19 protein-coding genes are annotated in these 22,197 nt (G+C 62.9%); 9 read left to right on the top strand and 10 right to left on the bottom strand.

Going from position 1 to position 22,197, the window contains the following annotated elements:
* The first annotated feature begins 98 nt into the window (after positions 1–98).
* On the top strand, positions 99–575 hold the full coding sequence (locus SINAR_RS0101300; RefSeq protein ID WP_027997353.1) for an NUDIX hydrolase: 477 nt from the start codon (positions 99–101) through the stop codon (positions 573–575).
* Positions 576–598: 23 nt separating this feature from the next.
* Here the strand turns inward: SINAR_RS0101300 and SINAR_RS0101305 are convergent, their stop codons facing one another.
* The 10 genes from SINAR_RS0101305 to SINAR_RS0101350 all read right to left on the bottom strand — a co-directional run bounded on the left by SINAR_RS0101305 (position 599) and on the right by SINAR_RS0101350 (position 13,190).
* A complete protein-coding gene (locus SINAR_RS0101305) occupies positions 599–1,735 on the bottom strand; it encodes a siroheme synthase family protein (RefSeq protein ID WP_027997354.1) in 1,137 nt (378 codons plus the stop codon).
* Positions 1,707–4,364, bottom strand: a complete 2,658-nt coding sequence (locus SINAR_RS0101310) for a nitrate reductase (protein ID WP_027997355.1) — start codon at positions 4,362–4,364, stop codon at positions 1,707–1,709. The genes SINAR_RS0101305 and SINAR_RS0101310 overlap by 29 nt, the downstream gene beginning before the upstream one ends.
* 2 nt (positions 4,365–4,366) lie before the next feature.
* The gene (gene nirD / locus SINAR_RS0101315; protein WP_027997356.1) at positions 4,367–4,705 is read right to left on the bottom strand and encodes a nitrite reductase small subunit NirD; all 339 of its coding nucleotides are present in this window, start codon (positions 4,703–4,705) and stop codon (positions 4,367–4,369) included.
* Positions 4,706–4,708: 3 nt separating this feature from the next.
* On the bottom strand, positions 4,709–7,171 hold the full coding sequence (nirB, locus tag SINAR_RS0101320; RefSeq protein WP_027997357.1) for a nitrite reductase large subunit NirB: 2,463 nt from the start codon (positions 7,169–7,171) through the stop codon (positions 4,709–4,711).
* Between the two features lie 5 nt (positions 7,172–7,176).
* The gene (locus tag SINAR_RS0101325) at positions 7,177–7,977 is read right to left on the bottom strand and encodes an ABC transporter ATP-binding protein (RefSeq protein ID WP_027997358.1); all 801 of its coding nucleotides are present in this window, start codon (positions 7,975–7,977) and stop codon (positions 7,177–7,179) included.
* 14 nt (positions 7,978–7,991) lie between these two features.
* Positions 7,992–8,885 carry a nitrate ABC transporter permease gene (ntrB, locus tag SINAR_RS0101330; protein WP_027997359.1) on the bottom strand — a complete coding sequence of 298 codons (894 nt, stop codon included), beginning with the start codon at positions 8,883–8,885 and terminating at the stop codon, positions 7,992–7,994.
* Between the two features lie 61 nt (positions 8,886–8,946).
* A complete protein-coding gene (locus tag SINAR_RS0101335; RefSeq protein ID WP_027997360.1) occupies positions 8,947–10,236 on the bottom strand; it encodes a CmpA/NrtA family ABC transporter substrate-binding protein in 1,290 nt (429 codons plus the stop codon).
* A gap of 358 nt (positions 10,237–10,594) precedes the next feature.
* Positions 10,595–11,902: a CmpA/NrtA family ABC transporter substrate-binding protein gene (locus SINAR_RS0101340; RefSeq protein WP_027997361.1), complete on the bottom strand. Its 1,308-nt coding sequence runs from the start codon at positions 11,900–11,902 to the stop codon at positions 10,595–10,597.
* 40 nt (positions 11,903–11,942) lie between these two features.
* Positions 11,943–12,533, bottom strand: coding sequence for an ANTAR domain-containing response regulator (locus SINAR_RS0101345; RefSeq protein WP_027997362.1), 591 nt, complete (start codon positions 12,531–12,533; stop codon positions 11,943–11,945).
* A gap of 198 nt (positions 12,534–12,731) precedes the next feature.
* Complete coding sequence (locus SINAR_RS0101350; protein ID WP_027997363.1) at positions 12,732–13,190, bottom strand: helix-turn-helix domain-containing protein; 459 nt, start codon at positions 13,188–13,190, stop codon at positions 12,732–12,734.
* A 240-nt stretch (positions 13,191–13,430) separates the two neighbouring features.
* Between SINAR_RS0101350 and SINAR_RS0101355 the strand changes: the two genes are divergently transcribed.
* The 8 genes from SINAR_RS0101355 to SINAR_RS0101390 all read left to right on the top strand — a co-directional run bounded on the left by SINAR_RS0101355 (position 13,431) and on the right by SINAR_RS0101390 (position 22,155).
* The gene (locus SINAR_RS0101355; protein ID WP_027997364.1) at positions 13,431–13,967 is read left to right on the top strand and encodes a gluconokinase; all 537 of its coding nucleotides are present in this window, start codon (positions 13,431–13,433) and stop codon (positions 13,965–13,967) included.
* Positions 13,968–14,133: 166 nt separating this feature from the next.
* A complete protein-coding gene (locus SINAR_RS0101360; protein ID WP_050577431.1) occupies positions 14,134–14,874 on the top strand; it encodes a FadR/GntR family transcriptional regulator in 741 nt (246 codons plus the stop codon).
* A 36-nt stretch (positions 14,875–14,910) separates the two neighbouring features.
* Positions 14,911–15,885: a sialic acid TRAP transporter substrate-binding protein SiaP gene (locus SINAR_RS0101365; protein WP_027997366.1), complete on the top strand. Its 975-nt coding sequence runs from the start codon at positions 14,911–14,913 to the stop codon at positions 15,883–15,885.
* Positions 15,886–15,951: 66 nt separating this feature from the next.
* On the top strand, positions 15,952–16,524 hold the full coding sequence (locus SINAR_RS0101370; RefSeq protein ID WP_027997367.1) for a TRAP transporter small permease: 573 nt from the start codon (positions 15,952–15,954) through the stop codon (positions 16,522–16,524).
* A 5-nt stretch (positions 16,525–16,529) separates the two neighbouring features.
* Complete coding sequence (locus tag SINAR_RS0101375; protein ID WP_027997368.1) at positions 16,530–17,936, top strand: TRAP transporter large permease; 1,407 nt, start codon at positions 16,530–16,532, stop codon at positions 17,934–17,936.
* Between the two features lie 14 nt (positions 17,937–17,950).
* Positions 17,951–18,994, top strand: coding sequence for an L-idonate 5-dehydrogenase (locus tag SINAR_RS0101380; RefSeq protein WP_033056920.1), 1,044 nt, complete (start codon positions 17,951–17,953; stop codon positions 18,992–18,994).
* A gap of 9 nt (positions 18,995–19,003) precedes the next feature.
* A complete protein-coding gene (gene uxuA, locus SINAR_RS0101385; protein ID WP_027997370.1) occupies positions 19,004–20,212 on the top strand; it encodes a mannonate dehydratase in 1,209 nt (402 codons plus the stop codon).
* 248 nt (positions 20,213–20,460) lie between these two features.
* Positions 20,461–22,155: a putative bifunctional diguanylate cyclase/phosphodiesterase gene (locus tag SINAR_RS0101390; protein ID WP_027997371.1), complete on the top strand. Its 1,695-nt coding sequence runs from the start codon at positions 20,461–20,463 to the stop codon at positions 22,153–22,155.
* Positions 22,156–22,197: the final 42 nt, after the last annotated feature.

Here is a 22,197-nt window from a genome sequence, read left to right on the forward strand (position 1 = left end):
GGTCCAGCGCAGCGGTTTTTCCTCCGGGATCGCCAAGAAACAAAGGGTTAGATCGCTTCCGCAATTCGGAGAAAAGCGGAAATGCTCGAGAGGTCGCAATGCCGAGGAGAAGTGCCGGCGTTCTGCTTTACAGATACGAGGCGGGCAACCTTTTGGTTCTGCTCGTTCATCCGGGCGGGCCTTTCTGGAGCAACAGGGATCTTGGCGCCTGGTCGATTCCGAAGGGCGAGTACGATGCCGACGAAGAGCCCGAAGCAGCGGCGCGCCGGGAGTTCCTCGAGGAGACGGGCATCGCGATATCAGGCCCTCTGGAATTCCTCGGCGAAGAGCGCCAGAAGGGCGGCAAACTCGTCACGGCCTATGCGCATGAAAGCGAATTCGACGTAACCAGCCTGCGCAGCAACCTGTTCGAGACGGAGTGGCCGCCGCGGAGCGGCAGGATGCAGTCCTTCCCGGAAGTCGACCGCGCGGGATGGTTCACGCTCGAAGAAGCCCGCGGGAAGATAAACGCGTCGCAGCGGCCATTCATCGATCGGCTGGAAGCCGCGCGAAGCGCCGACCGCCCCGCATTTTGAGCGGTTGCGCTCGCCGATCCGTTTCAATGGGCTACAGCGCGCAGGTCTGGTTGCGAAGCCTCCATCCTGCCGAAGCCCAATGGGATCGCGTCGGAACGACAAGGCGCCGCCTCGACGCCGGGCACGATCTCGACGGGAATTCCAAGGCTTTCAAGCGCTGCGATTTCGTCGACGGCACCGGCTAGCGCCATCGGGTTCCCGGACCGGAGGAGGACCACGCGTTTCCCTTCCCCGACGAGGGCCGCCATGTCTCTGCCTCGAAGTTTGGCGCTCCGGGCGACGGGGACGCGCTTTGCCTCGCGGCGCGCCAGTTCCAGGACGTCATTCGGGATCCATTCGTCAAAGAGGATCACATCGGCGGCTTGCAGGGAGCGAACCGCCTTCATGGTAAGGAGTTCCGCATCGCCCGGTCCGGCGCCGACGATGGTGACGCGGCCGATGGCTGAGGGTCGCGTGACCAGACGATCCGCCTCCGCCACCAGCCGCGTCTCTACACCCTCCTCCGGTGTATCAAGAAAGACCCGATCGACGAAACGCTCCCAGAACACGCGGCGCGCGGCACCGGGTTTCAGGCGCGCATTCACGCGATCGCGGATTGCCTGCGCGACCGCCGCCCAATGTTTGAGCGCCGGTGGCAGCAGGGCTTCGATCCGCCTGCGAATCGCCTGCGCCAGGATGGGTGCCGCCCCGTCGGTCGAGATCGCCACAACCACGGGCGAGCGGTTCACGATCGATCCGAACTGGAACGCACAATAGGCCGGTTTGTCGATGACGTTGACGGGCACTCCGGCGCTCCGCCCGGCTTGGAAGAAAGCTTCCGCCTCGCACTCCTCCTCGCAATCGGCAATGGCGATTGCCGCGCCCAGAAAGGCGCCCTCAAGCCACGCCTGATCGTGGTGAACGAGCCGGCCGTGCTCATGCGCGGGCCCACGGGCGAGGAGGTCGAGGAAGAGATCGCTGAGCGTCGCACGTGGCGCGTAAACGTGGACTTCCGCGCCGCAGGCCGCAAGAAGTTCCGCCTTCCAGGCGGCCGCATCGCTGCCGCCGGCGATAACGGCCCGTCTGCCATTCAGGGGCCAGAAGAGCGGCAGCGTCGCGAGTGCGGCAACGCGCTGGGGTCTTTGGGCCAGATCACTCCGCGGCGACGGTGAGGCAGGCATTCAATATCCCCCTGATCTCAGCGCGGCAGGAGCCGCAATTGGTGCCGGCGCTGAGCCTTTCGCCCACCGCCTCGACACTGTGGCAGCCGTCGCGGACGGCGGCAGTGATCTGGTTGACGCCGACGCTGAAGCAGGAACAGACGGTCGCGCCGGGATCTGGCGTATCGGCACCCGGGCGGCCGGCGGTTACCGCGAAGCGCTTGGCGAGGTTGCGATGCGAAGCGCGCAGCTGCGATACCGCCCAGTTGCGCGCGACGGCGACCGGCCTCGGAGAAAGAAACAGGGTGGCGAGCAGCCGGTCCCCCTCGAAAAAAGCAAGGCGGAGTTCGCCGGAGGTGCGGTCCGTATAGCCGATCGGTTCGATCTCGGCGGCGATCGCAAAGGTCTTCCGGCACCAGTCGATCCAGTCGGCATTCGTTGTGGCGAAGGCGAGTTCCATCCGCCACCCGCCCTCGGCCCTGGCGAGCGCCCAGTAGGCGGCGTCGAGTTCCGCAGGCTTACTCGCCGAAACCGCAAAGCCATAGGCGGCGGCCGGGAAGCGGCTCGCACGGACCGCCATATGCTTCGACGCCGGCTGGCCGGAAACCGGGTCGGTGACGGGCGCGACCAGCGCATCGATCCGCGCCATCGAGGCGAACTGATCGTTCCAGTGCATGGGCACGAAGAGATTGCCTTCCGTCTGGCGGTCGGTGACGAGCGCCCGGACGATCGCCGCCCCGTACGAACTTGCTATGGTGACGAGGTCGGCGTCGCCGACGCCGATCGCCTGTGCATCGCGCGGATGAATCTCGACAAAGGGCTCGGCGAGGTGGCCGGAGAGCCGCGCACTCCTGCCGGTGCGGGTCATGGTATGCCAGTGGTCGCGCACCCGGCCGGTGTTGAGCCTGAAGGGGAAGGCGTCGTCGGCGCTCCTTGGCCGTGGCACCTCGACGGCAACGAAGCGTGCACGGCCGTCCGGATGATAGAACGCTCCCTTCGCGAAGAACCGCTTCATCTGCGGCGCGCTGCCCTTGGGCTGCGGCCACTGAAAGGGTCTCAGTCCGTCATAGGCGGGGCCGTCGATCTCCGCATGGGCACTGATGTCGAAATCGCGGCGTCCGTCGTTTTCGAACCCCGAGAGCGCGGCATGCTCGGCGAAAATTTCGGCCGGTGAATTGTGAACGAAGGCGGCGGCGAAGCCCATGCGTCTTGCGACTTCGGTGAGCTGCCACCAATCGGGCCGCGCCTGGCCGGGGGCCGCAAGAAAGGCGCGCTGGCGGGAGATGCGGCGCTCTGAATTGGTGACCGTGCCGTCCTTCTCTCCCCAGCCGAGCGAGGGCAGGAGCACGTGGGCGTGGCGGGCCGTGTCGGTATCCCTCACGATGTCGGAGACGACGACGAAGGGACAGGCCTTGATCGCTGCTTCGACGGAATCGGCATCTGGCATGGAGACGACCGGGTTGGTCGCCATGATCCACAACGCCTTGATGCGTCCGTCGGCAACGGCGCGGAACATGTCAACCGCCTTGAGGCCGGGCTTGCCCGCTACTGTCGGCGCGCCCCAGAAGCGCCGTACCTGATCCCGGTGGAGCGATTTCTCGATGTCCATATGGGCGGCAAGCATGTTCGCGAGTCCCCCGACCTCGCGCCCGCCCATCGCATTCGGCTGCCCGGTCAGCGAAAAAGGCCCCATCCCCGGCCGGCCGATGCGCCCGGTCGCAAGATGGCAGTTGATGATGGCATTGACCTTGTCGGTGCCTGCAGCCGACTGGTTCACACCCTGGCTGTAGCAGGTCACGACTTTCTCGGTCGTCTCGAAAAGCCGGAAAAAAGCGCGAAGCTGCGTCTGCGTCAGCCCGGTCGCTTCCGAAAGCGCCGGAAGGTCGCGCTCCGATGCGCTCGCCACAGCCTCGTCGAAACCGCTCGTGTAGCTCCCGACATAGTTCCGGTCGATCGCACCGCTGGCGGCGAGATGGGCAAGCAGACCGTTGAAGAGGGCGGCATCTCCATCGGGCGCAATCGCCAGATGCATGTCGGCTATGTCCGCAGTCATCGTCCGGCGGGGGTCGACGACGACGATCTTCATCTCCGGGCGGTTCGCCTTGGCTGCGCAGAGGCGTTGATAAAGCACCGGATGGCACCAGGCCAGATTGGAGCCCGTCAGGACCACGAGCTCGGCGAGTTCCAGGTCCTCGTAAACGCCCGGCACCGTGTCCGAACCGAAGGCGCGGCGGTGGCCCGCGACCGAGGACGACATGCAAAGCCGGGAATTGGTGTCGATGTTCGCCGAGCCGATGAAACCCTTCATCAACTTGTTGGCGATGTAATAGTCCTCCGTCAGCAATTGTCCCGAGACGTAGAAGGCAACCGAATCGGGACCGTGTTCGGCGATACTGTGCGAGAAGCGTTCGGCAACGAGATCGAGCGCCTCGCTCCAGCCTGCGCGACGGCCGCCGACTTCCGGATGAAGAAGGCGGCCGTCAAGATCGAGGGTTTCGCCGAGAGCCGATCCCTTGGAGCAGAGCCTGCCGAAATTGGCCGGATGCTCCGGATCGCCCTTGACGCTCACCGTACCGTCGTCACCCACGCGGGCAATGACACCGCAGCCGACTCCGCAATAGGGGCAGGTGGTCTTGACCTCTTGCGTCATGCTTATTCCGCCGCTGCCAGTGCGAGACTCTCAAGAGCGACGAACAATGCGCCATTGTCGTTGCGGATGGGGATCGTGCGCACCTCGCCCTCGTCGGCACCGAGCGCCTTGCCGGTCTCGAGCGAGATCACCCAATTGTGCAGCGGGCAGGTGACGGCCGTGCCGTGCACGATCCCTTGGGAAAGAGGGCCGCCCCTGTGCGGGCAATGGTCCTCGATCGCGAACACCTCGTTCTCGGCGGTCCGGAAGACGGCGATCTTGCCGGTCGGCGTCCTGACGCAGCGGGCGCCGCGCAGCGGGATGTCGTTGATGTAGCCAATTGCAATCCAGTTCATCGTCATCGATTACTCCGCTGCCTGATTGAAGCCGACCGTCGCCATCGGCCGGAATTCGTGCTTGTCCTTGCCGGAGACGCGTTCCGACCACGGGTCGACCTGGGCGAATTTCTGGCTGAAGACGAAGCGGTCGAAATAGGCCTTGCGCTTGTCCGCATCGTCCATGATCTGCCGGCGGATCTCGTCGAGGCCGACACGTTTGGCCCATTTGTAGATGCGCTCGAGGTAGCGGGCCTGCTCGCGATACATCTGCGTCAGCGCGACGATATGCTCGAGCGCCTCGTCCTCGGTCCTGACCAGGCCCAGGACCTCTGTGCCCTTGATGTCGAGGCCGGCAGCTCCTGCGAAATGGATCTCAAAGCCGGAGTCGACGCAGATGACGCCGATATCCTTGCAGGTTGCCTCCGCGCAGTTGCGCGGGCAGCCGGAGACGGCCATCTTCAGCTTGGCCGGCGTCCACGAGCCCCACATGAATTTCTCGATGCGGATGCCGAGGCCGGTCGAATCCTGTGTGCCGAAGCGGCACCAATCGGAGCCGACGCAGGTCTTCACGGTTCTCAGTCCCTTGGCGTAGGCCTGGCCCGAAACGAAACCTGCCCGACCGAGATCCGCCCAGACGGCGGGCAGGTCCTCCTTCTCGATGCCGAGCAGGTCGATGCGCTGACCGCCCGTCACCTTCACCAGCGGCACGTTGAACTTGTCGACGACGTCGGCGATCGCGCGAAGTTCCTTGGCGTTGGTGACGCCGCCCCACATGCGCGGTACGACGGAATAGGTCCCGTCCTTCTGGATATTGGCGTGAACGCGTTCGTTGATGAAGCGCGACTGGTAATCGTCGGCATATTCGTCCGGCCAGTCGCAGACGAGATAGTAGTTGAGCGCCGGGCGACACTTCGCGCAGCCGCAGGAAGTCTTCCATTCCAGTTCCTGCATGACGGCGGGTATGGACTTCAGTTTCTTGGCCTTGATCAGGCGCCGCACGTCGTCATGGCCGAGATCGGTGCAGGTGCACATCGGCTGCACTGCGGCCGGATTGTAGGAGTCGCCGAGCGTCAGCGACATGAGCTGCTCGACCAGACCGGTGCAGGAACCGCAGGAGGCCGACGCCTTAGTGTGGGCGCGCACGTCGTCGAGCGAGGTCAGGCCCTTGGAGGTGATCGCCCCGACGATCTTGCCCTTGCACACGCCGTTGCAGCCGCAGATTTCCGCATCATCCGGCAAGGCTGCAACGGCCGCCGTAGGGTCCAGCGGTGACCCTCCCTGATAGGCTTGACCGAAGATCAGGGTATCGCGCATTTCGGAGATGTCCGTACCGCGCTTCAAAAGGTCGTTGAACCAGGCGCCGTCGGTGGTGTCGCCATAGAGCACAGTACCGACGATGCGGTTGTCTTTCAGCACCAGCCGCTTGTAGATGCCGGCGGTGGCATCGCGCAGCACAATTTCCTCCCGCCCCTCGCCATCGGCGAAGTCGCCGACCGAATAGAGGTTGATGCCCGTCACCTTCAGCTTCGTCGGCGTGTCGGAATGTGCGAAAGCGGCGTGACGATCGCCAGCGAGGTGGGAGGCGGCGACGCGCGCCATTTCGTAAAGGGGGGCGACAAGGCCGTAGACCATGCCACCGACTTCGGCGCACTCGCCGAGCGCCATGATATCCCCGTCGGACGTCTGCATTCCGGCATCGACGACGATGCCGCGATTGACGGCAAGCCCGGCCTCCTTGGCAAGCCCGGCATTCGGCCGGATACCGACGGCCATCACGACCAGAGTCGCCGGAATGATCCGGCCGTCGTCGAGCTCAATACCCTCGACCTTCTCCTCGCCGAGGATGCGCTTGGTGTTCGCCTTGGTGACGACCTTGATGCCGCGCTCTTCGACGGCCTTCTGCAGGAGGTAGCCCGCGGCCGGGTCGAGCTGGCGCTCCATCAGCGTCGGCATGACATGCAGAACGGTGACGTCCATGCCGCGCGCCTGAAGCCCGGCGGCTGCCTCCAGCCCGAGCAGGCCGCCGCCGATGACGACCGCCTTTTCGCGCGATTGCGCAGCGAGAAGCATCGCCTGCACATCGTCGAGGTCGCGATAGGTGATGACGCCGCGAAGATCCTTGCCCGGCACGGGGATGATGAAAGGCACCGAGCCGGTGGCGATCACCAGCTTGTCATAGCTTTCCGTGACGCCGTGGTCGGAGGTGACGGTCTTGGCGTCGCGGTCAATCGCAATGATCTTGTGTCCCTTGTAAAGGGTGATGCCGTGCTTGATGTACCATCCGTCGCCATGGATGATGATCTCTTCGTATTCCTTCTCCCCGGATAGCACCGGCGAGAGCATGATGCGGTCGTAATTGACGCGCGGCTCGGCGTTGAAGATCGTCACGGTATAGCGCCCGGGCGCCTTTTCGAAGAGCTCTTCCAGCATCCGGCCCGGAGCCATGCCGTTGCCGACGATAACGAGTTTTTCGAGTGCAGTTTCAGTCATGTGGGTCACTCCGCAGCTTCGACGAAGCGGTGGCGCTCGTAGAGGAATTTGAGCACGGCTTCGCGGCATTTCAGGTAGGTTCGGTCGGAGGCGAGCTCGATTCGCCGGCGCGGGCGGGCGAGCGGTACATCGAGGATGTCGCCGATTTTTGCTGACGGGCCGTTGGTCATCATCACGATGCGGTCGGAAAGCAGGACTGCCTCGTCGACATCGTGTGTGATCATCAGGACCGTGTTTCCAAGGGCCGCGTGGATCTGCATGACCTGATCCTGCAGATGCGCGCGGGTGAGGGCGTCGAGCGCCCCGAACGGCTCGTCGAGAAGCAGCACCTTCGGCTCCATGGCGAGCGCACGGGCGATGCCGACGCGCTGCTTCATCCCGCCGGAGATCTCCGCCGGCCGCTTGTCACCGGCATGCGCCATCTGCACGAGTTCGAGATTGCGCATGGTCCATTCGTGGCGCTCATGCCTGCTACGCGTCGCCGAGAACACCTTGTCGACCGCGAGCCGCACGTTCTCGTAGACCGTGAGCCACGGCAGCAGCGAGTGGTTCTGGAAAACGACGGCGCGATCCGGCCCAGGCTCGTCGACAACCTTGTCTTCGAGGAGCACGACACCGCTCGTCGCCTGAGTCAGGCCGGCGACGATGTTGAGCAGGGTCGACTTGCCGCAGCCGGAATGGCCGATGATCGAGATGAACTCGCCCTCGTCGACGGTGAGCGAAACCTGCTTCAGCACGTCCGTGCGCGTGCTGCCGCGTTCGAAGGTCTTGTCGAGCAGTTCGAGCGAAAGATAGCTCCTGGTCATGGCGGGCCTCCTCTTCAGGCGTTTGCCGTGCCGCGGGTAACCGCGTGGCCGGTCAGTGCGATGAGGCGGTCGAGAAGGAAGCCGACAATGCCGACATAGATCAGCGCGACGATGATGTCGCTGATAAGCGACGAGTTCCACGCGTCCCAGATGAAGAAGCCGATGCCGACACCGCCGATCAGCATCTCGGCTGCAACTATGGCCAGCCAGGAGAGGCCGACGCCGATCCTGAGGCCCGTGAAGATGTAGGGAGCCGCCGCCGGCAGCATGATCTTGGCGAAATATTCGAAGCCGTTCAGCCGCAGCACCCGGGCGACGTTCTGGTAGTCCTGCGGAATGTTGCGGATGCCGACTGCGGTGTTGATGATGATTGGCCAGATCGCGGTGATGAAAATCACGAAAATTGCCGAGGGATTGCCGTCCTGGAAGGCGGCGAGCGACAGGGGCAGCCAGGCGAGCGGCGGCACCGTGCGCAGCACCTGAAAGATCGGATCGAGACCGCGCGTCGCGAGCGCGCTTTGGCCGACGAGCACGCCAAGGGCGATGCCGACTACCGCGGCGATCGCATAGCCGAATGCTACGCGCTGAAGGCTGGCAAAAACATGCCAGAACAGGCCCTGATCGGTACCCTGGCCGGTGTAGAAGGGGTGCGCGATCAGTTCCCAGCTTTCCTCCAGCACACGCGTTGGTGCCGGCAGGCTGGAGTCGGGCGATGAACAGAGAATTTGCCAGGCGAGCAAGAGGAAGCCCAAGGTGGCGAGCAGGGGGGTGAGGTTTGTTGCCGCGGCCGCGGCGAGCCGCGGCAGTCGACTGGCGATTCCCGGCCTCGCCGCGTGCGAGAGTGCGATGACATCGGCCGCGGCTTGAGGCATTGCCTGTGGTTTGAGCTTGAGATTGGTGACGGACATGCCGTTCTCCTACGGTTCGGGTCGAGAGCAGCCGGGCCGAAGTCCGGCTGCGGTCGCCTCATCAGGCAATCCGGCTGATGGCGAGGCTCTTCAGATACGCTTCGGGATTTTCCGGATCGAAGACCTTGCCGTCGAAGAAGGTCTCTGGGCCGCGCGAGGTTGAGGCCGGCATATCGGTGATGCCGAGTTCCTTCGCCGCTTCGCGCCAGATATCCTCGCGGTTGACCTTGGCGATCAGTCCCTTGATATCCGTGTCCGGCGCGAGCTTGCCCCAACGGATATTCTCGGCGAGGAACCAGGCGTCATGGCTCTGGAAGGGGTAGGAGGCATGATCGCGCCAGAATTTCATGAAATGCGGGCTGTGTGATACGACCTTGCCGTTGCCATAGTCGTACTCACCCTTCAGCCGGTCGATGATGTCCTTGGACGGCACGTTGAACCAGCTGCGCTTGCCGACGATCTTGGCAAGTTCGTCCTTGTTGGCCATGTCATCGCACCATTGCGCGGCTTCCTCGACGGCCATGACCAGCGCCTTTGCTGCGCGCGGGTTCTTCTCGACCCAGTCGCTGCGCATCGCGAAGGATTTCTCCGGGTGATTGGCCCAGATCTCACCGGTGGTGACCGCGGTGTAACCGATCTTTTGGTTGACGAGCTGCTCATTCCAGGGCTCGCCGACGCAGAAACAGTCCATGGTCCCCACCTTCATGTTGGCGACCATCTGCGGCGGCGGGACGACGATGGTTTCGACGTCCTTGTCCGGATCGATGCCGCCGGCCGCCAGCCAGTAACGGAGCCAGAGGTCGTGCGTGCCGCCCGGGAACGTCATGGCGACCTTCGCCGGCGCCCCATCGGCTTTCCTCTTCGCGAAGACGTCCTTCAGTACGGATGCATCCAGGCCAACCTTCAGGTCGGCATGGGCGGCGCCGACCGAGATCCCCTGCGCATCGAGATTGAGGCGGGCGAGGATGACCATTGGCAATGGCTGGTTGTTCTGGGTCACCTTCCCGATCGAGATCAAATAGGGCATGGGGGTCAGGATATGGGCGCCGTCGATGCCTGCGCCGGCCGAGCCGAGTACCAGATTGTCGCGCGTCGTTCCCCATGAAGCCTGTTTGACAACTTCGACTTCGCTCATACCGTATTTGTCGAAGAAGCCTTTTTCCTTGGCGATGATAAGCGGCGCGGAGTCGGTGAGCGCAATGAAGCCGAGGACGGCCTTTGCGGTCTCCGGACCTGCTCCTTGAGCGAAGGCGCCAGACGGAAATAGCGCCTTGGCTGCGCCGACGAGGGCGGCAGTAGCGGTGGTCTTCAACAGACTGCGGCGGGTCAGGCCAATCGAAGTCTTGATCATGCGCGTTCCCTCAAATTGTTGGCCGGCCGAAAACCGGCATAAAAAAACGCCGCTCGGAAATCGCGCTCCGGGGACTGGGAGGAATCCCTTACGGAGGCAAAGACCTTGCGACGTCGGTGTCTTTGGCAGGCGCATGCGGCGCCTGAGCTCGCTTCAATCGCCGTTGATTGGAAGCAAAGTTGGAAAAGCAAATGCTGTGCCAGATCGCTGGATTACGACTATGTCATTGAAAAATCTAGAAGAGGCCGGAAAACGGCAGCGGCCTAAAAATTAGTCGGTGGCGATCAATGGTGAATTGTTGTGCGTTGCGGTATGCGGCGCAGGCCCCTTGCGATTAAACAAGCAGCAGGCCGCGGACTCAGGCATCATCGAGCGGCTCCTGGACTCGACCTTTGCCCCCGACGGTGAAGGACTTGATATAATCCTCCATGCTGCCGGGATCGAAGACGTGCCCGTCCATGAAGCGGTCGTCGTCCCTCGCCCCTTCGACCCTGCTGCCGCCTGAGTCGGCCGGCACGGCATCCTCTCCGAGCGCTGCACGATAGAGGTCCGGCCGATAAGCGGAAACGCTCGCTTCGAAGCCTTCTTTGGACAAGGACGTCTGTCCCCAGCGCACCATTTGACTGTAGATCCAGAGCGCCTGGCTGGGGCGCGGGAAGTTGGCAAAGCCTGCGTGAAAGACGAAATAGTTCTCGATGACGCGCCCGTTTCCCTCGGGGTCGATGGTGAATTCGCCTGCAAGTACCCGGCGAATGATATCGGCCGGCGCAGCCACGTGCCGTTCCTCTGCCAGCACTTCCGCGAGGTGGTCGCGGTTCTCCGGTGCGTCTGCCCAGCGCGCGGCGCGGTCGAGTGCGACGATCAGGCGGGAAACGGTGTCCGGATTGGCTTCGGCCCATTCGGGGCGCATGCCGATCACCTTTTCCGGGGCCGAAGGCCAGATATCCTGCTTGGTCGCGACAATGCGGCCGACGCCACGTTCGGATGCGACCATGTTCCAGGGCGCGCCGACGCAGAAGCCATCGATTGCGCCTGCGGCAAGCGCATCGGAGGTCATCGGTGGCGGCACCACCACCAGCTTGACATCGCGGTCGGGATCGATGCCGCCGGCCGCGAGCCAGTATCGGAACTCATAATTATGCGACGAGAACGGGTAGGTGACGCCAAGCGTCAGCGGGGGCTTGCCGGCTGCCTCTGCGGCCCGGATGACCGCCGCCAGCGCCCTGGCGTTCATCAACGCATCCTCGCCTCCGCCGAGCTTTCCTGCCTCTTGCATGAGGCCGTAGAGTCGGGTCGAGAGCGTTATTGCATTGCCGCCGCGTCCCAGGGAAAAGGGCGCAATCGTCGGCGACGGATTGGAGCCGAGACCGAGCATGGCGGCAACCGGCATGGGTGACAGCATGTGGGCAACGTCGAACTGACGAAAGGCAAGTCTGTCGCGCACATTCGCCCAGGAGACGTCCTTGACGAGCTCCAGGGCGATGCCTTCGCGCTGGGCGAAGCCGAATTCGGCGGCGGCGATCAGCACGGCCGCGTCGACGAGCGGGATGAAGCCTGCCCGGACCGTGCGCGGCCCCCCGTGACGGATGCTTCCCGGCGCTGGGAGGGCGTCGCCGGCGGAAAGCTCCCCGCCTCTGAGTTCACTTTTGTTCGTCAATATATTCACTCCGGTGTCTCCCGAGGTGCCGCGGCAAGAGAGCGGCCGATTACCGGATCAGCAGTCCGGCGGCGGTGACGACGCTTTGCGCGATGTCCGAAATCTTCTTCTTCTCGTTCATCGCCGTCTGGCGCAGCAGCGCGAAGGCTTCCTCTTCGGAAAGGCCGCGCATTTTCATGAGGATACCCTTGGCGCGCTCGACGAGCTTGCGCTCCTCGAGCGCGGATTTGGCCTCCGCCAGTTCGCGCTGAAGCCGGCTGAACGCTTTGAAACGGCTGACAGCCATGTCGAGGATCGGCTTGACGCGTTCCTTCTTCAGGCCGTCGACGATATAGGCCGAAACGCCTGCCTCGACGGCCGCCTCGATGGAGGCCGTGTCGGAGCGGTCGACGAACATGGCGATCGGCCGGCCCACCGTGCGGGTCAACTGGAACAGATGCTCCATCATGTCCCGGTTGGGATTCTCGATGTCGATGACGATCACGTCGGGCCGGAGCGTTTCGATAATCCGGGCGACGCCGTGAACCTCGTGGATCACCGTGACCTTGCCGTGCCCCGCTTCGCGCAGGCCTTCCTCGATGATCGAAGCGCGGATGGCGTTCTCGTCAATCACAAGAATGGTGAGGTCGTGATGGGTCATGCCGCATCATGATGCGCTGCAGCAAGTTTCGCAATATAGATTTGCCTAAATATTTTGCTGACGAATGAAATGCCTAAAAACTGTTCTCATCGCGTCTGATCTGGCGCAAATTCAGGCAGACCCATCGGCGGAAAAAGCGACGGAGGCAGTACGTCCGCCGCCAATCGTCGTCACGGACAGCCGTGTCGGCGGCAAACGTCAGCCATGGAGCGATTCCGTGTGCCGGGTTCCGGGTTGGGCCGGGGCCGAATCCGTGTCCGGCGTTTGCGCCATCGCCGAAACGAGAGAGATGATTTTTTTCCGGAGCACCGGATCGGCGATCTTCAAGAAAGCGCGGTTGAGCGCGATACCTTCCTTCGAGGCCACGAAGGATGAAATCTCCTGCGATTCGTGAATATCGGCAGCGGGTCCGCCCGACTGGGCGCTGCCTTCGTCCTGCTGGAAGAAAAAGCTCGGATGGACGCCCAGTATGTCGGCGATCGCCTGGAGCCGGCTGGCGCCGATGCGGTTTGTGCCTTTTTCGTACTTCTGGACTTGCTGAAAGGTGATGCCGAGCCCGTCGGCGAGCTTTTCCTGACTCAGGCCGATCATCAACCGTCGCATGCGAACACGCGAGCCGACAAAGGCGTCGATCGGGTTGGGATCCTTCTTGTTCATCTGGTAATCTCCTCGCGGGTTCGATTCAGCTTATCTCATATAAGTTTGCTTGAATGGACGCTGCGATGCAATCAGCACGCGCCGCATTCTTGTCAAAACGCAATTTTCCAACCATCGGCGAGGTCGGCGATGGACTTGGCTCACTGCGGGCGCTACGGACAGACTTCATGTTGCCGGGACGTTAGCGTCACATCGGATCGGATCCAGAGAACATCAGCAGGGAGCGAGAAGTCTGCGACGATGAGTGTTGAGTCGAAATCACAACCAAACGCGGCAAGGCGCTTCCCCGGCTCGATCGTCGTCATGGGTGTCTCCGGCAGCGGCAAGTCGTCGGTGGGCGAGGCAATCGCCGAGGCCTACGGCCGTCCTTTCCTCGAGGGCGACGCGCTCCATCCTTCGGAAAACATCAGGAAGATGTCGGAGGGGATTCCCCTCACGGACGACGACCGCTGGCCGTGGCTCGCGGCGATAGGAGAGAAGCTGGCGAGCCGGGAACCCATCATCGTTTCCTGCTCCGCCCTCAAACGCAGCTACAGGGACAAGCTTCGCGAAAGTGCTCCAAACGAACTGGCCTTCGTGTTTCTCTGCGGCAGCGAGGCCGTGCTTGCGGAGCGCATGCGCCACCGCACGGGGCATTTCATGCCGACCTCGTTACTGCAGACGCAGCTCGCGACGCTCGAGGATCCGACCGGAGAGGTGAAGACGATTGCCGTAGACGTCGCTCAACCGCTGGCGGAGATCGTTCGCCAGGCGCTTGCAGGTCTCGCCCGTCTGTAAGCCTGGCGTCCCGCAACGCTTTTCGGTGGTGAGGGCGCAAAAGAACACCGTGCGCAGTTCGACTGGATCCGGCAGCAGTTGACTCAACCGCAAGCATGAGTATTGTCTCTGCAATTGGTATGACCACTTGGCCACTTGGGCCGCGTGTCAGCCGAAAGGGATCATGATGTTCTCTGCTGTGGAATCGCGTCGTCTCTATCGCCAGGTGGCGGATCAGATGCGGGCCCTGATCGAAAGGGGCGAGTTGGCGCACGGTTCGCGCCTCCCGGCAGAGCGCGAACTGGCGCAGATGTTCGGGGTTTCCCGGCCCACCATCCGAGAAGCGCTGATCGTGCTCGAAGTGGAAGGCTTCATCGACATCCGGATGGGCTCGGGCATCTATGTCACTGCGCGTCCGGCACCGGCGGCCGATGCGCCGCCGGAGGACTTCGAAGGTCCTTTCGAATTGCTGCGGGCGCGGGCCGTGGTCGAATGTGCCATCGCGGAAGAAGCAGCCCGGCTGGCACGCCCGGAGCATATATCCGTTCTCGACGACAATCTTGCCCGGATGGCCGCCGCACTTGAGGATCGCCGCCGCGCGCTTGCGATCGATCGCGAGTTTCACGTCATCGTTTCGAGCATCATCGCCAATGCCACGCTGAACCGCTTCGTCGGCAGCATCCACGACATGCGCATGACGCCCTATTTCGAAAAACTCGCGAGCTATTTCGAAAATACCGAGACCTGGCGGGCCGCCATGGAGGAGCATCGCGTCATTCGCGACGCGATCGCCATGGGTGATCCGGCCGCCGCGCGCACCGCGATGCGGGCGCATCTCGACCAGTCTCAGATTCGCCTGTCGGCGAGTTTCGGAGAGGAACCGTCCGACAGTACGATACCCGCCGCATGGAGGCGCGTCGGGGGGTAATCACAGGAACGACTTCACTTTGGGAGGAGGAAGAAGATGACGATCAGACTTTTGACGCTACTCGGTGCAACCGCGACCATTCTGGCATCGGCCCTATCGGTTCATGCCCAGACGGCGCTCAAATGGGCCCATGTCTACGAGACGTCGGAGCCGTTCCATAGCGAGTCGGTCTGGGCGGCGGAAGAGATCGCCAAACGCACAGAGGGCCGATACAAGATCGACGTGTTCCCGGCCTCGCAGCTAGGCAAGGAGGCGGATATCAATCAGGGCCTGAAGCTCGGCACCGTCGACATCATCATTTCGGGCTCGAGCTTCGCCGCGCGCGATTATGCGCCAATCGGCGTCACCTATTTTCCTTATATCTTCCGCGACCCCGCCCATATGATCGCCTATACCAAGAGCGATGTATTCAAGCGCCTGGCCGCGGGATATGAAGAGGCGTCGGGCAACCACATCACTGCCGTCACCTATTACGGCACGCGCCACACCACATCCAACAGGCCGATTGCCAAATGCGCCGACATGCAGGGCCTGAAGATGCGCGTCCCGGACGTCCCGGCCTATCTCGCCATGCCGCGGGCGTGCGGCGCCAACACGACGCCGATCGCTTTTGCGGAGGTCTATCTCGCCCTCCAGAACGGCACCGTCGAGGCTCAGGAAAATCCGCTGACGACGATCGAGGCGAAGAAGTTCTACGAAGTGCAGAAGCATATCGTTCTGACCGGCCACATCGTCGATCATCTGAACACGGTCGTTTCGAAAAATCTGTGGTCGCAGCTCTCCGACGCCGACAAGCAGATCTTCACCGAGGTGATGCAGGAGGCCGCCGAGCGTGCCACCAAGATCATCGAAGAACGCGAGGCGAAGCTCGTTGAGACCTTCAAGGAGCGCGGCATCGAAGTGACCGAGGTCGACAGGGCCGATTTCGAAAAGACCGTCAATGAGAAGGTGGCCCTCGAGGACTTCGGCTACAACAAGGAAGACTGGGAGGCCATCCGCGCCGTCAAGTGAACAACTGTCGTCGGCTCGCCGCCATGGCGGGCCGACGTTTCGCAGCACTAGAAGCCGGATGATGCCATGTCCCAGGAAGTCCATTCGCAAACGACGCCCGAAGAAATTGCCCATGCTTTCGAGGAGGCCCCGCCGTCGGCGGACCTCTCCAACTATGCCTTCGAGGATTGGGTGACGCTTGCCGTTTTCTGGCTGATGACGGGATGCGTGTTCCTGCAGTTCTTCACGCGCTACGTGCTCAACGATTCCTATGCCTGGACGGAGGAGATCGCCACCAATTGCCTGATAGGCGTGGTGTTCCTGGGGTCAGTCATGTGCGTGCGCCTGTCGCGCCATATCCAGGTCGACGTTCTCTATCATTATCTGCCGCTAAGCGCCGCCCGGGCCATGGCGATCTGCGTCGATCTCGTGCGTATCGTCTTTTTCGCCTATGCCTGCTGGCTGATGTGGCGCTACGTGGCGATCGTCGCCCACGAACGGATGGTCACCGTCGATCTGCCGCGCAACATCGTCTTCTACAGCGTCATGGCGGGCTTCGTATTGATGCTGATCCGCTCCATACAGGTCTTCGTCGCCAATCAGCGCCGCGGCTATTCGGTTCTCGAAAAGCCAGAGGAATTCCAGAAGGTCGAGGACTGATATCCATGCTCCTGCTCGTCGGTTCCTTTCTCGTCCTGATGCTGGTCGGCGTTCCCGTCGCCATCTCCATGGCCTCGGCGTCGGTCCTCTATCTCGTCTTCTACAATGTTGCGCCCGACATTATTGCCGCCCAGCGGATGATCGCAGGCGTCGAGAGCTTTCCGCTGCTTGCGGTGCCCTTCTTCATTCTTGCCGGCAATCTCATGAATTCTGCGGGCGTCACCGGCCGCATCTATTCCTTCGCCGTCGCTCTCGTCGGTTGGATGAAGGGCGGGCTGGCACAGGTCAATATCGTCGGCTCGGTGATTTTCTCGGGCATGTCGGGCACGGCACTTGCCGATGCCGCCGGCATCGGCACCATCGAGATCAAGGCGATGAAGGATCACGGCTATCCGGTGGAAGCCGCGGTCGGCGTTACCGCCGCCTCAGCGACGCTTGGACCCATCTTCCCGCCGTCGCTGCCCTTCGTGATCTACGGCATGATGGCGAATGTCTCGATCGGGGCGCTGTTCATGGCCGGTGTCGTGCCGGGCGTGGTGATGACGCTGCTGATGATGCTGACGGTGGCGATCTTCGCCTACAGGCGCGGCTGGGGCTCGGATACGCCTTTCGAGCTGAGGAGGCTGCTCTCGGCTTCGCTCGAGGTCGTCGTCGTGTTTGCCGTGCCGCTTGTCATCTACCTTCTGATGGCGGCCGGCCTATCGATGAACCTTGCGGTCGGCATTGCGCTCGTCGTGCTGCTTGCGCTCGACTGGTATTTCGACTTCTCCGCCGTCATGGCGCTGATGACGCCCATAATCCTGATCGGGGGCATGACCATGGGCTGGTTCACCCCGACGGAAGCCGCCGTCGCCGCCGTGATCTGGTCGCTGTTCCTGGGCCTGGTGCGCTACCGCACCATGACAATGGCGACGCTCGCCCGTGCCACCTTCGACACGATCGAGACCACGGCGTCGGTGCTCTTCATCGTCACGGCGGCGTCCATCTTCGCCTGGCTCCTGACGGTCAGCCAGGCCGCGCAGGTGCTCTCCGGGGCGATCCTGACGATCACCGACAACAAATGGGTTTTCCTCATCCTGGTGAACCTGTTGATGCTGTTCGTTGGCTGCTTCCTCGATACGATCGCCGCCATCACCATATTGGTGCCGATTCTGCTGCCATTGACCGCCCAGTTCGGGATCGACCCGGTGCATTTCGGGCTGATCATGACGCTCAACCTGATGATCGGCCTGCTTCACCCGCCGCTCGGCATGGTACTCTTCGTATTGTCGCGAGTGGCGAAGCTCTCGGTCGAGCGGACGACGATGGCGATCCTGCCATGGCTCGTGCCGCTGTTCATCGCTCTCATTCTGATCACCTTCGTTCCCGCGGTCGTGTTGTGGCTGCCGCAGGCAGTGGGGCTGATCCGCTGATGTCGGGGGCACCCATGCACACGCGCCTCGCCCGGCTTTACGGCCAACGCGACCTTCGGCTGGAAGTTGCCGAGGTTCCAGCGCCGGGCGATGGCGAGGTGCTGTTGAAAATGGCCGCTGGCGGCATTTGCGGCTCCGATCTTCACTATTACCAGGACGGGGGCTTCGGCCCCGTTCGGGTTCGCGAGCCGATCATTCCCGGTCATGAGGCCTCTGGGAGGATCGCGGCGCTCGGGGCCGGCGTCCGTAGCCTTGCGATCGGCGAACTGGTGGCGGTCAATCCGAGCCAGCCCTGCGGAACCTGCCGCTTTTGCGGGGAGGGCCTTCCCGTCCACTGCCTCAATATGCGCTTTCTGGGCAGCGCCATGCGTCTGCCCCACACTCAGGGCATGTTCCGCGACTGGCTGGTGGTTGGAGCCGTTCAATGTCACTCCGCCGGCCCGCTGGTCAGCCCCGGCGAGGCGGCCTGCGCCGAGCCGCTGGCGGTCTGTCTTCACGCGGTCGCCCAGGCGGGCGAAATCGCGGGAAGGAAAGTACTCGTCACCGGAGCAGGGCCGATCGGCGCGCTCGTCGTCGCGGCGGCCCGCCACGCGGGAGCCGGTGAGATCGTCGTCACGGATCTCGCCGATGCCGCACTCGACAGGGCGTTGGCCATGGGCGCGACCCACATTGTCAATGTCCGGCGCGATCCGGCCGGGCTCGCATCCTATGAGGCCGACAAGGGCCACTTCCATATTGCCTTCGAATGCTCTGCCGCCGAACCGGCACTGCGCAGCGCGGTTGCGGCGGTTCGGCCGCGCGGCACGATCGTGCAGGTCGGAGTGACGGGCGAGATCAGCGTCCCGCTCCATGCGCTGGTCGGCAAGGAATTGCGGCTCGTGGGATCTCAGCGGTTCGACAGTGAGTTCGCCCTTGCGGTCAAGCTCATCTCCGATCGCCGGATCGATGTCCGGCCGATTATTTCCCATCAGTTTCCGATCGACGAGGCGGTTCTGGCGTTCGAGCAGGCCGGCGATCGGTCCGCTGCATGCAAGGTGCAGCTGACATTTCTTTCTTAAGGAGTTCATATGCGACATACATGGCGTTGGTTCGGGCCGGTGGACCGGGTGAGCGTTCAAGACGCAGCGCAGGCGGGTGCGCAGGGCATCGTCAGTGCACTGCATCACATCCCGACCGGGGAGGTCTGGCCGGTCGAGGAGATCGGCAAGCGACAGGAGGAGGTCCGCAGGGGCGGTCTGGAGTGGGAAGTGGTGGAAAGCGTCCCCGTTTCCGAATGCATCAAGACGCAGACCGGCCCCTGGCGTGAGCACGTCGCCAACTGGCAGGAAACGCTGCGCCGCCTTTCTTCCGCCGGGATCCGAACGGTTTGCTACAATTTTATGCCGGTCCTCGACTGGACCCGCACCGACCTGCGCTGGACGGCGCGCCACGGTGCCAAGGCGATGCGCTTCGACCGGATCGACTTTGCAGCCTTCGACGTCCATCTCCTCGGGCGGCCGGGCGCCCGCGAGGACTACGACGCGGCGACGCGCGAAGCAGCCGAGCGGCGGTTTCGCGAAATGACCGAGGAGCGTCGGCTTGCGCTCTCCCGCAATGTCGGGGCCGGGCTTCCCGGCTCCGCCGACGGCTACAGTCTGCCGCAGCTCAGGGATCATCTCCGCAGCTATGACGGCATCAGCCGCGAAAAGCTGCAGCGTCATCTGGTGGAGTTCCTCGCGGAGGTGACGCCGGTGGCAGAACGGGCGGGCATAAACATCTGCGCCCATCCCGACGATCCGCCATGGGCGCTCCTCGGCCTGCCGCGCATTCTCTCGAACGCCGAGGATTACGCCTTCATGCTGCGGGAAGTCGACAGTCCGGCCAATGGCGTCACCTTGTGCACGGGCTCTCTCGGCGCCCTTGCTGCCAACGATCTGCCGGCCATGGTCCGCAAGTTCGCATCCCGCATTCATTTCGTCCACCTGCGCAACGTTCTTCGCGAGGAGGAGAGGACGCCCTGTTCCTTCTATGAGGACGAGCATCTGGAGGGCAATACGGATATGGTGGCGGTGATTGCCGAACTTCTCAGGGAGGAGCAGCGGCGGCGCGCAGCCGGGCGGGCAGACCACCAGATTCCGATGCGGCCGGATCACGGGCAGGAAATTCTCGACGACCTCTCCCGCGGCGCCCAGCCCGGTTATCCGGCAATCGGCCGCCTCAAGGGACTTGCGGAATTGCGCGGCATAGAGCGTGCTCTCTCGCACGCGACCTATGGACTGTCTGCCGCGACCCCTTGATTCCTGTGTGGATGCGTTCAGGAACCGATTCATTGCAGATGGATCGGTCGCGGCAACGTGCCAGCAGACGGGTTTTGGAGAGGCAAATTAACTCTCTGCGGTCGTGCGCCATTGACCGCGACACGTTCCGCGATAATTTTCAGGAAGGGCAGGGCTGGGAACGAGAATTGACATGCATCAACGTTAGCGAACTGTAGTCCCGGTAGCGGGGCTCGCTCGGGCGACACGGAACGGAAGGAAAGGCGAGGATGCCGGACGGCGATACGACACTGCCTGCTGCATCTGCTGTCGAGGCCGACTTTTTCGCCCATTCCGACGAACTTGTCTCGCTCTACGACGAAAGCTTTCGACTGGTCGAATGCACGCCGCGGCACAGACGAACATATGCCGTGGATTCCCTCGTCGAGGCATCCCTTTGGCACATTTATCCCGAACTGCTGGCGTCCGGTCCGAAGTCCGCCGTGGAGTTCGTCGTCGCGACGGGATTGCCGAGAACGGTCGAGATCGCTCATGCATCGACCGGGAGTCGACGCACGCTCATCATCTTCCGCAGTGCCGCCGGCATCGGCGTCGTCGAAGCTGAAAGCAGATCCACATACCGTGAAACGTTTAGCCCGGGCGAGAGCGATCGTGCTCTTCTCCTGCATCAGGCAACCCATGACGTCCTCACCGGGTTGCCCAACCGGCGGCAATTCAGCGACCAGCTGCGCGGCGCGTTGCCTGTGCCGAATGGCGGCCGATTGGCGCTCATGCAGATCGACCTCGACGACTTCAAGCCGATCAACGACACGTTGGGACACGGGGCAGGGGACGCGGTTCTGAAGATGGCGGCGGACCGGATCAGAAGCGTTCTGAGGGATCGGGAGTTCGCGTATCGTCTGGCCGGCGACGAGTTCGCAGTCATTCAGTGGAGAACTGACCAGCCCAGCGAGGCCGAACGTCTGGCGGACGCACTGATCAACGCCTTCAAGGAACCGTTCACGGTCGAGGGCATCAGCGTCTTCGTCGGAGCCAGCGTCGGAATTGCCGTCGCTCCGGCCGACGGCAACGAAGTCGAGCAACTGATGAAAGCTGCCGATATCGCGCTTTATGCGGCAAAGAAGGACGGGCGGGGCCGGTCAAGTACGTTCACCCGCTCCATGCTCATCGTGCTCGAACAAAGGGAAATGTTGCGGCGAACCCTGCGCACCGCCCTTCAGGAGGGGCAGTTCTTCCTCGAATATCAGCCATTGGTGACGCCATCCTCGTCGGTCGTTGGCTTCGAAGCGCTTCTGCGGTGGCGTCACCCGCTGGTAGGCATCATCCCTCCGAATGTCTTCATTCCGATGGCGGAAGCCGACGGGTTGATGAGCGACATCGGGCGGTGGCTGCTTGAGCGGGCGTGCCGTGCAGCCATGGACTGGCCGCCGCACTTCACGATCGCCGTCAACCTGTCTCCCGCCGAATTCCTCCACGAGGGGCTCACGGATCGCGTGGCCCAGACGCTCGACCTGGTCGGTATGCGGGCCGACCGCCTCGAGCTCGAAGTCACCGAGTCGGTGCTTCTGGAGCGAACGACCAACAATCTCGATACGCTCAACACCTTAAATGTTCTGGGTGTCCAGATTTCGCTCGACGATTTCGGGACTTACTATTCGTCGCTGAGCTACCTGAAGAATTTTCCCTTCGACACGATCAAGATTGACCAATATTTCATCAGGGACCTGGAGCGGGATGAGAAGAGCCAGACGATCGTGCGCTCCATCATCGCGCTCGCCCATGGTTTGGGCATGAATGTTACCGCCGAAGGCGTAGAGACCGCGGACCAGGCAGCCTGGCTCCAGAAAGAAGGCTGTGACCGCCTGCAGGGACATCTTCTCGGCTTTCCGATGCGCGCGGAAGCAATAGGGGATTTTCTCCGCAGGTCGCCGGCGATGACCGCGGCAGGTCTCCTGCGAACATGAGCGGATGCTTGCTTGGAGCCTTTCAGGAGAGGTGTTGAAAAT

It is taken from the genome of Sinorhizobium arboris LMG 14919 (assembly GCF_000427465.1).
Lineage (GTDB): Bacteria > Pseudomonadota > Alphaproteobacteria > Rhizobiales > Rhizobiaceae > Sinorhizobium > Sinorhizobium arboris.

What these genes read in the sequence shown, in the direction of transcription:
- SINAR_RS0101300 (WP_027997353.1), top strand. Translation starts at nt 99, where the DNA reads ATGCCGAGGAGAAGTGCCGGCGTTCTGCTTTACAGATACGAGGCGGGC.
- SINAR_RS0101305 (WP_027997354.1), bottom strand. Translation starts at nt 1,735, where the DNA reads ATGCCTGCCTCACCGTCGCCGCGGAGTGATCTGGCCCAAAGACCCCAG.
- SINAR_RS0101310 (WP_027997355.1), bottom strand. Translation starts at nt 4,364, where the DNA reads ATGACGCAAGAGGTCAAGACCACCTGCCCCTATTGCGGAGTCGGCTGC.
- nirD (WP_027997356.1), bottom strand. Translation starts at nt 4,705, where the DNA reads ATGACGATGAACTGGATTGCAATTGGCTACATCAACGACATCCCGCTG.
- nirB (WP_027997357.1), bottom strand. Translation starts at nt 7,171, where the DNA reads ATGACTGAAACTGCACTCGAAAAACTCGTTATCGTCGGCAACGGCATG.
- SINAR_RS0101325 (WP_027997358.1), bottom strand. Translation starts at nt 7,977, where the DNA reads ATGACCAGGAGCTATCTTTCGCTCGAACTGCTCGACAAGACCTTCGAA.
- ntrB (WP_027997359.1), bottom strand. Translation starts at nt 8,885, where the DNA reads ATGTCCGTCACCAATCTCAAGCTCAAACCACAGGCAATGCCTCAAGCC.
- SINAR_RS0101335 (WP_027997360.1), bottom strand. Translation starts at nt 10,236, where the DNA reads ATGATCAAGACTTCGATTGGCCTGACCCGCCGCAGTCTGTTGAAGACC.
- SINAR_RS0101345 (WP_027997362.1), bottom strand. Translation starts at nt 12,533, where the DNA reads ATGACCCATCACGACCTCACCATTCTTGTGATTGACGAGAACGCCATC.
- SINAR_RS0101350 (WP_027997363.1), bottom strand. Translation starts at nt 13,190, where the DNA reads ATGAACAAGAAGGATCCCAACCCGATCGACGCCTTTGTCGGCTCGCGT.
- SINAR_RS0101355 (WP_027997364.1), top strand. Translation starts at nt 13,431, where the DNA reads ATGAGTGTTGAGTCGAAATCACAACCAAACGCGGCAAGGCGCTTCCCC.
- SINAR_RS0101360 (WP_050577431.1), top strand. Translation starts at nt 14,134, where the DNA reads ATGTTCTCTGCTGTGGAATCGCGTCGTCTCTATCGCCAGGTGGCGGAT.
- SINAR_RS0101365 (WP_027997366.1), top strand. Translation starts at nt 14,911, where the DNA reads ATGACGATCAGACTTTTGACGCTACTCGGTGCAACCGCGACCATTCTG.
- SINAR_RS0101370 (WP_027997367.1), top strand. Translation starts at nt 15,952, where the DNA reads ATGTCCCAGGAAGTCCATTCGCAAACGACGCCCGAAGAAATTGCCCAT.
- SINAR_RS0101375 (WP_027997368.1), top strand. Translation starts at nt 16,530, where the DNA reads ATGCTCCTGCTCGTCGGTTCCTTTCTCGTCCTGATGCTGGTCGGCGTT.
- SINAR_RS0101380 (WP_033056920.1), top strand. Translation starts at nt 17,951, where the DNA reads ATGCACACGCGCCTCGCCCGGCTTTACGGCCAACGCGACCTTCGGCTG.
- uxuA (WP_027997370.1), top strand. Translation starts at nt 19,004, where the DNA reads ATGCGACATACATGGCGTTGGTTCGGGCCGGTGGACCGGGTGAGCGTT.
- SINAR_RS0101390 (WP_027997371.1), top strand. Translation starts at nt 20,461, where the DNA reads ATGCCGGACGGCGATACGACACTGCCTGCTGCATCTGCTGTCGAGGCC.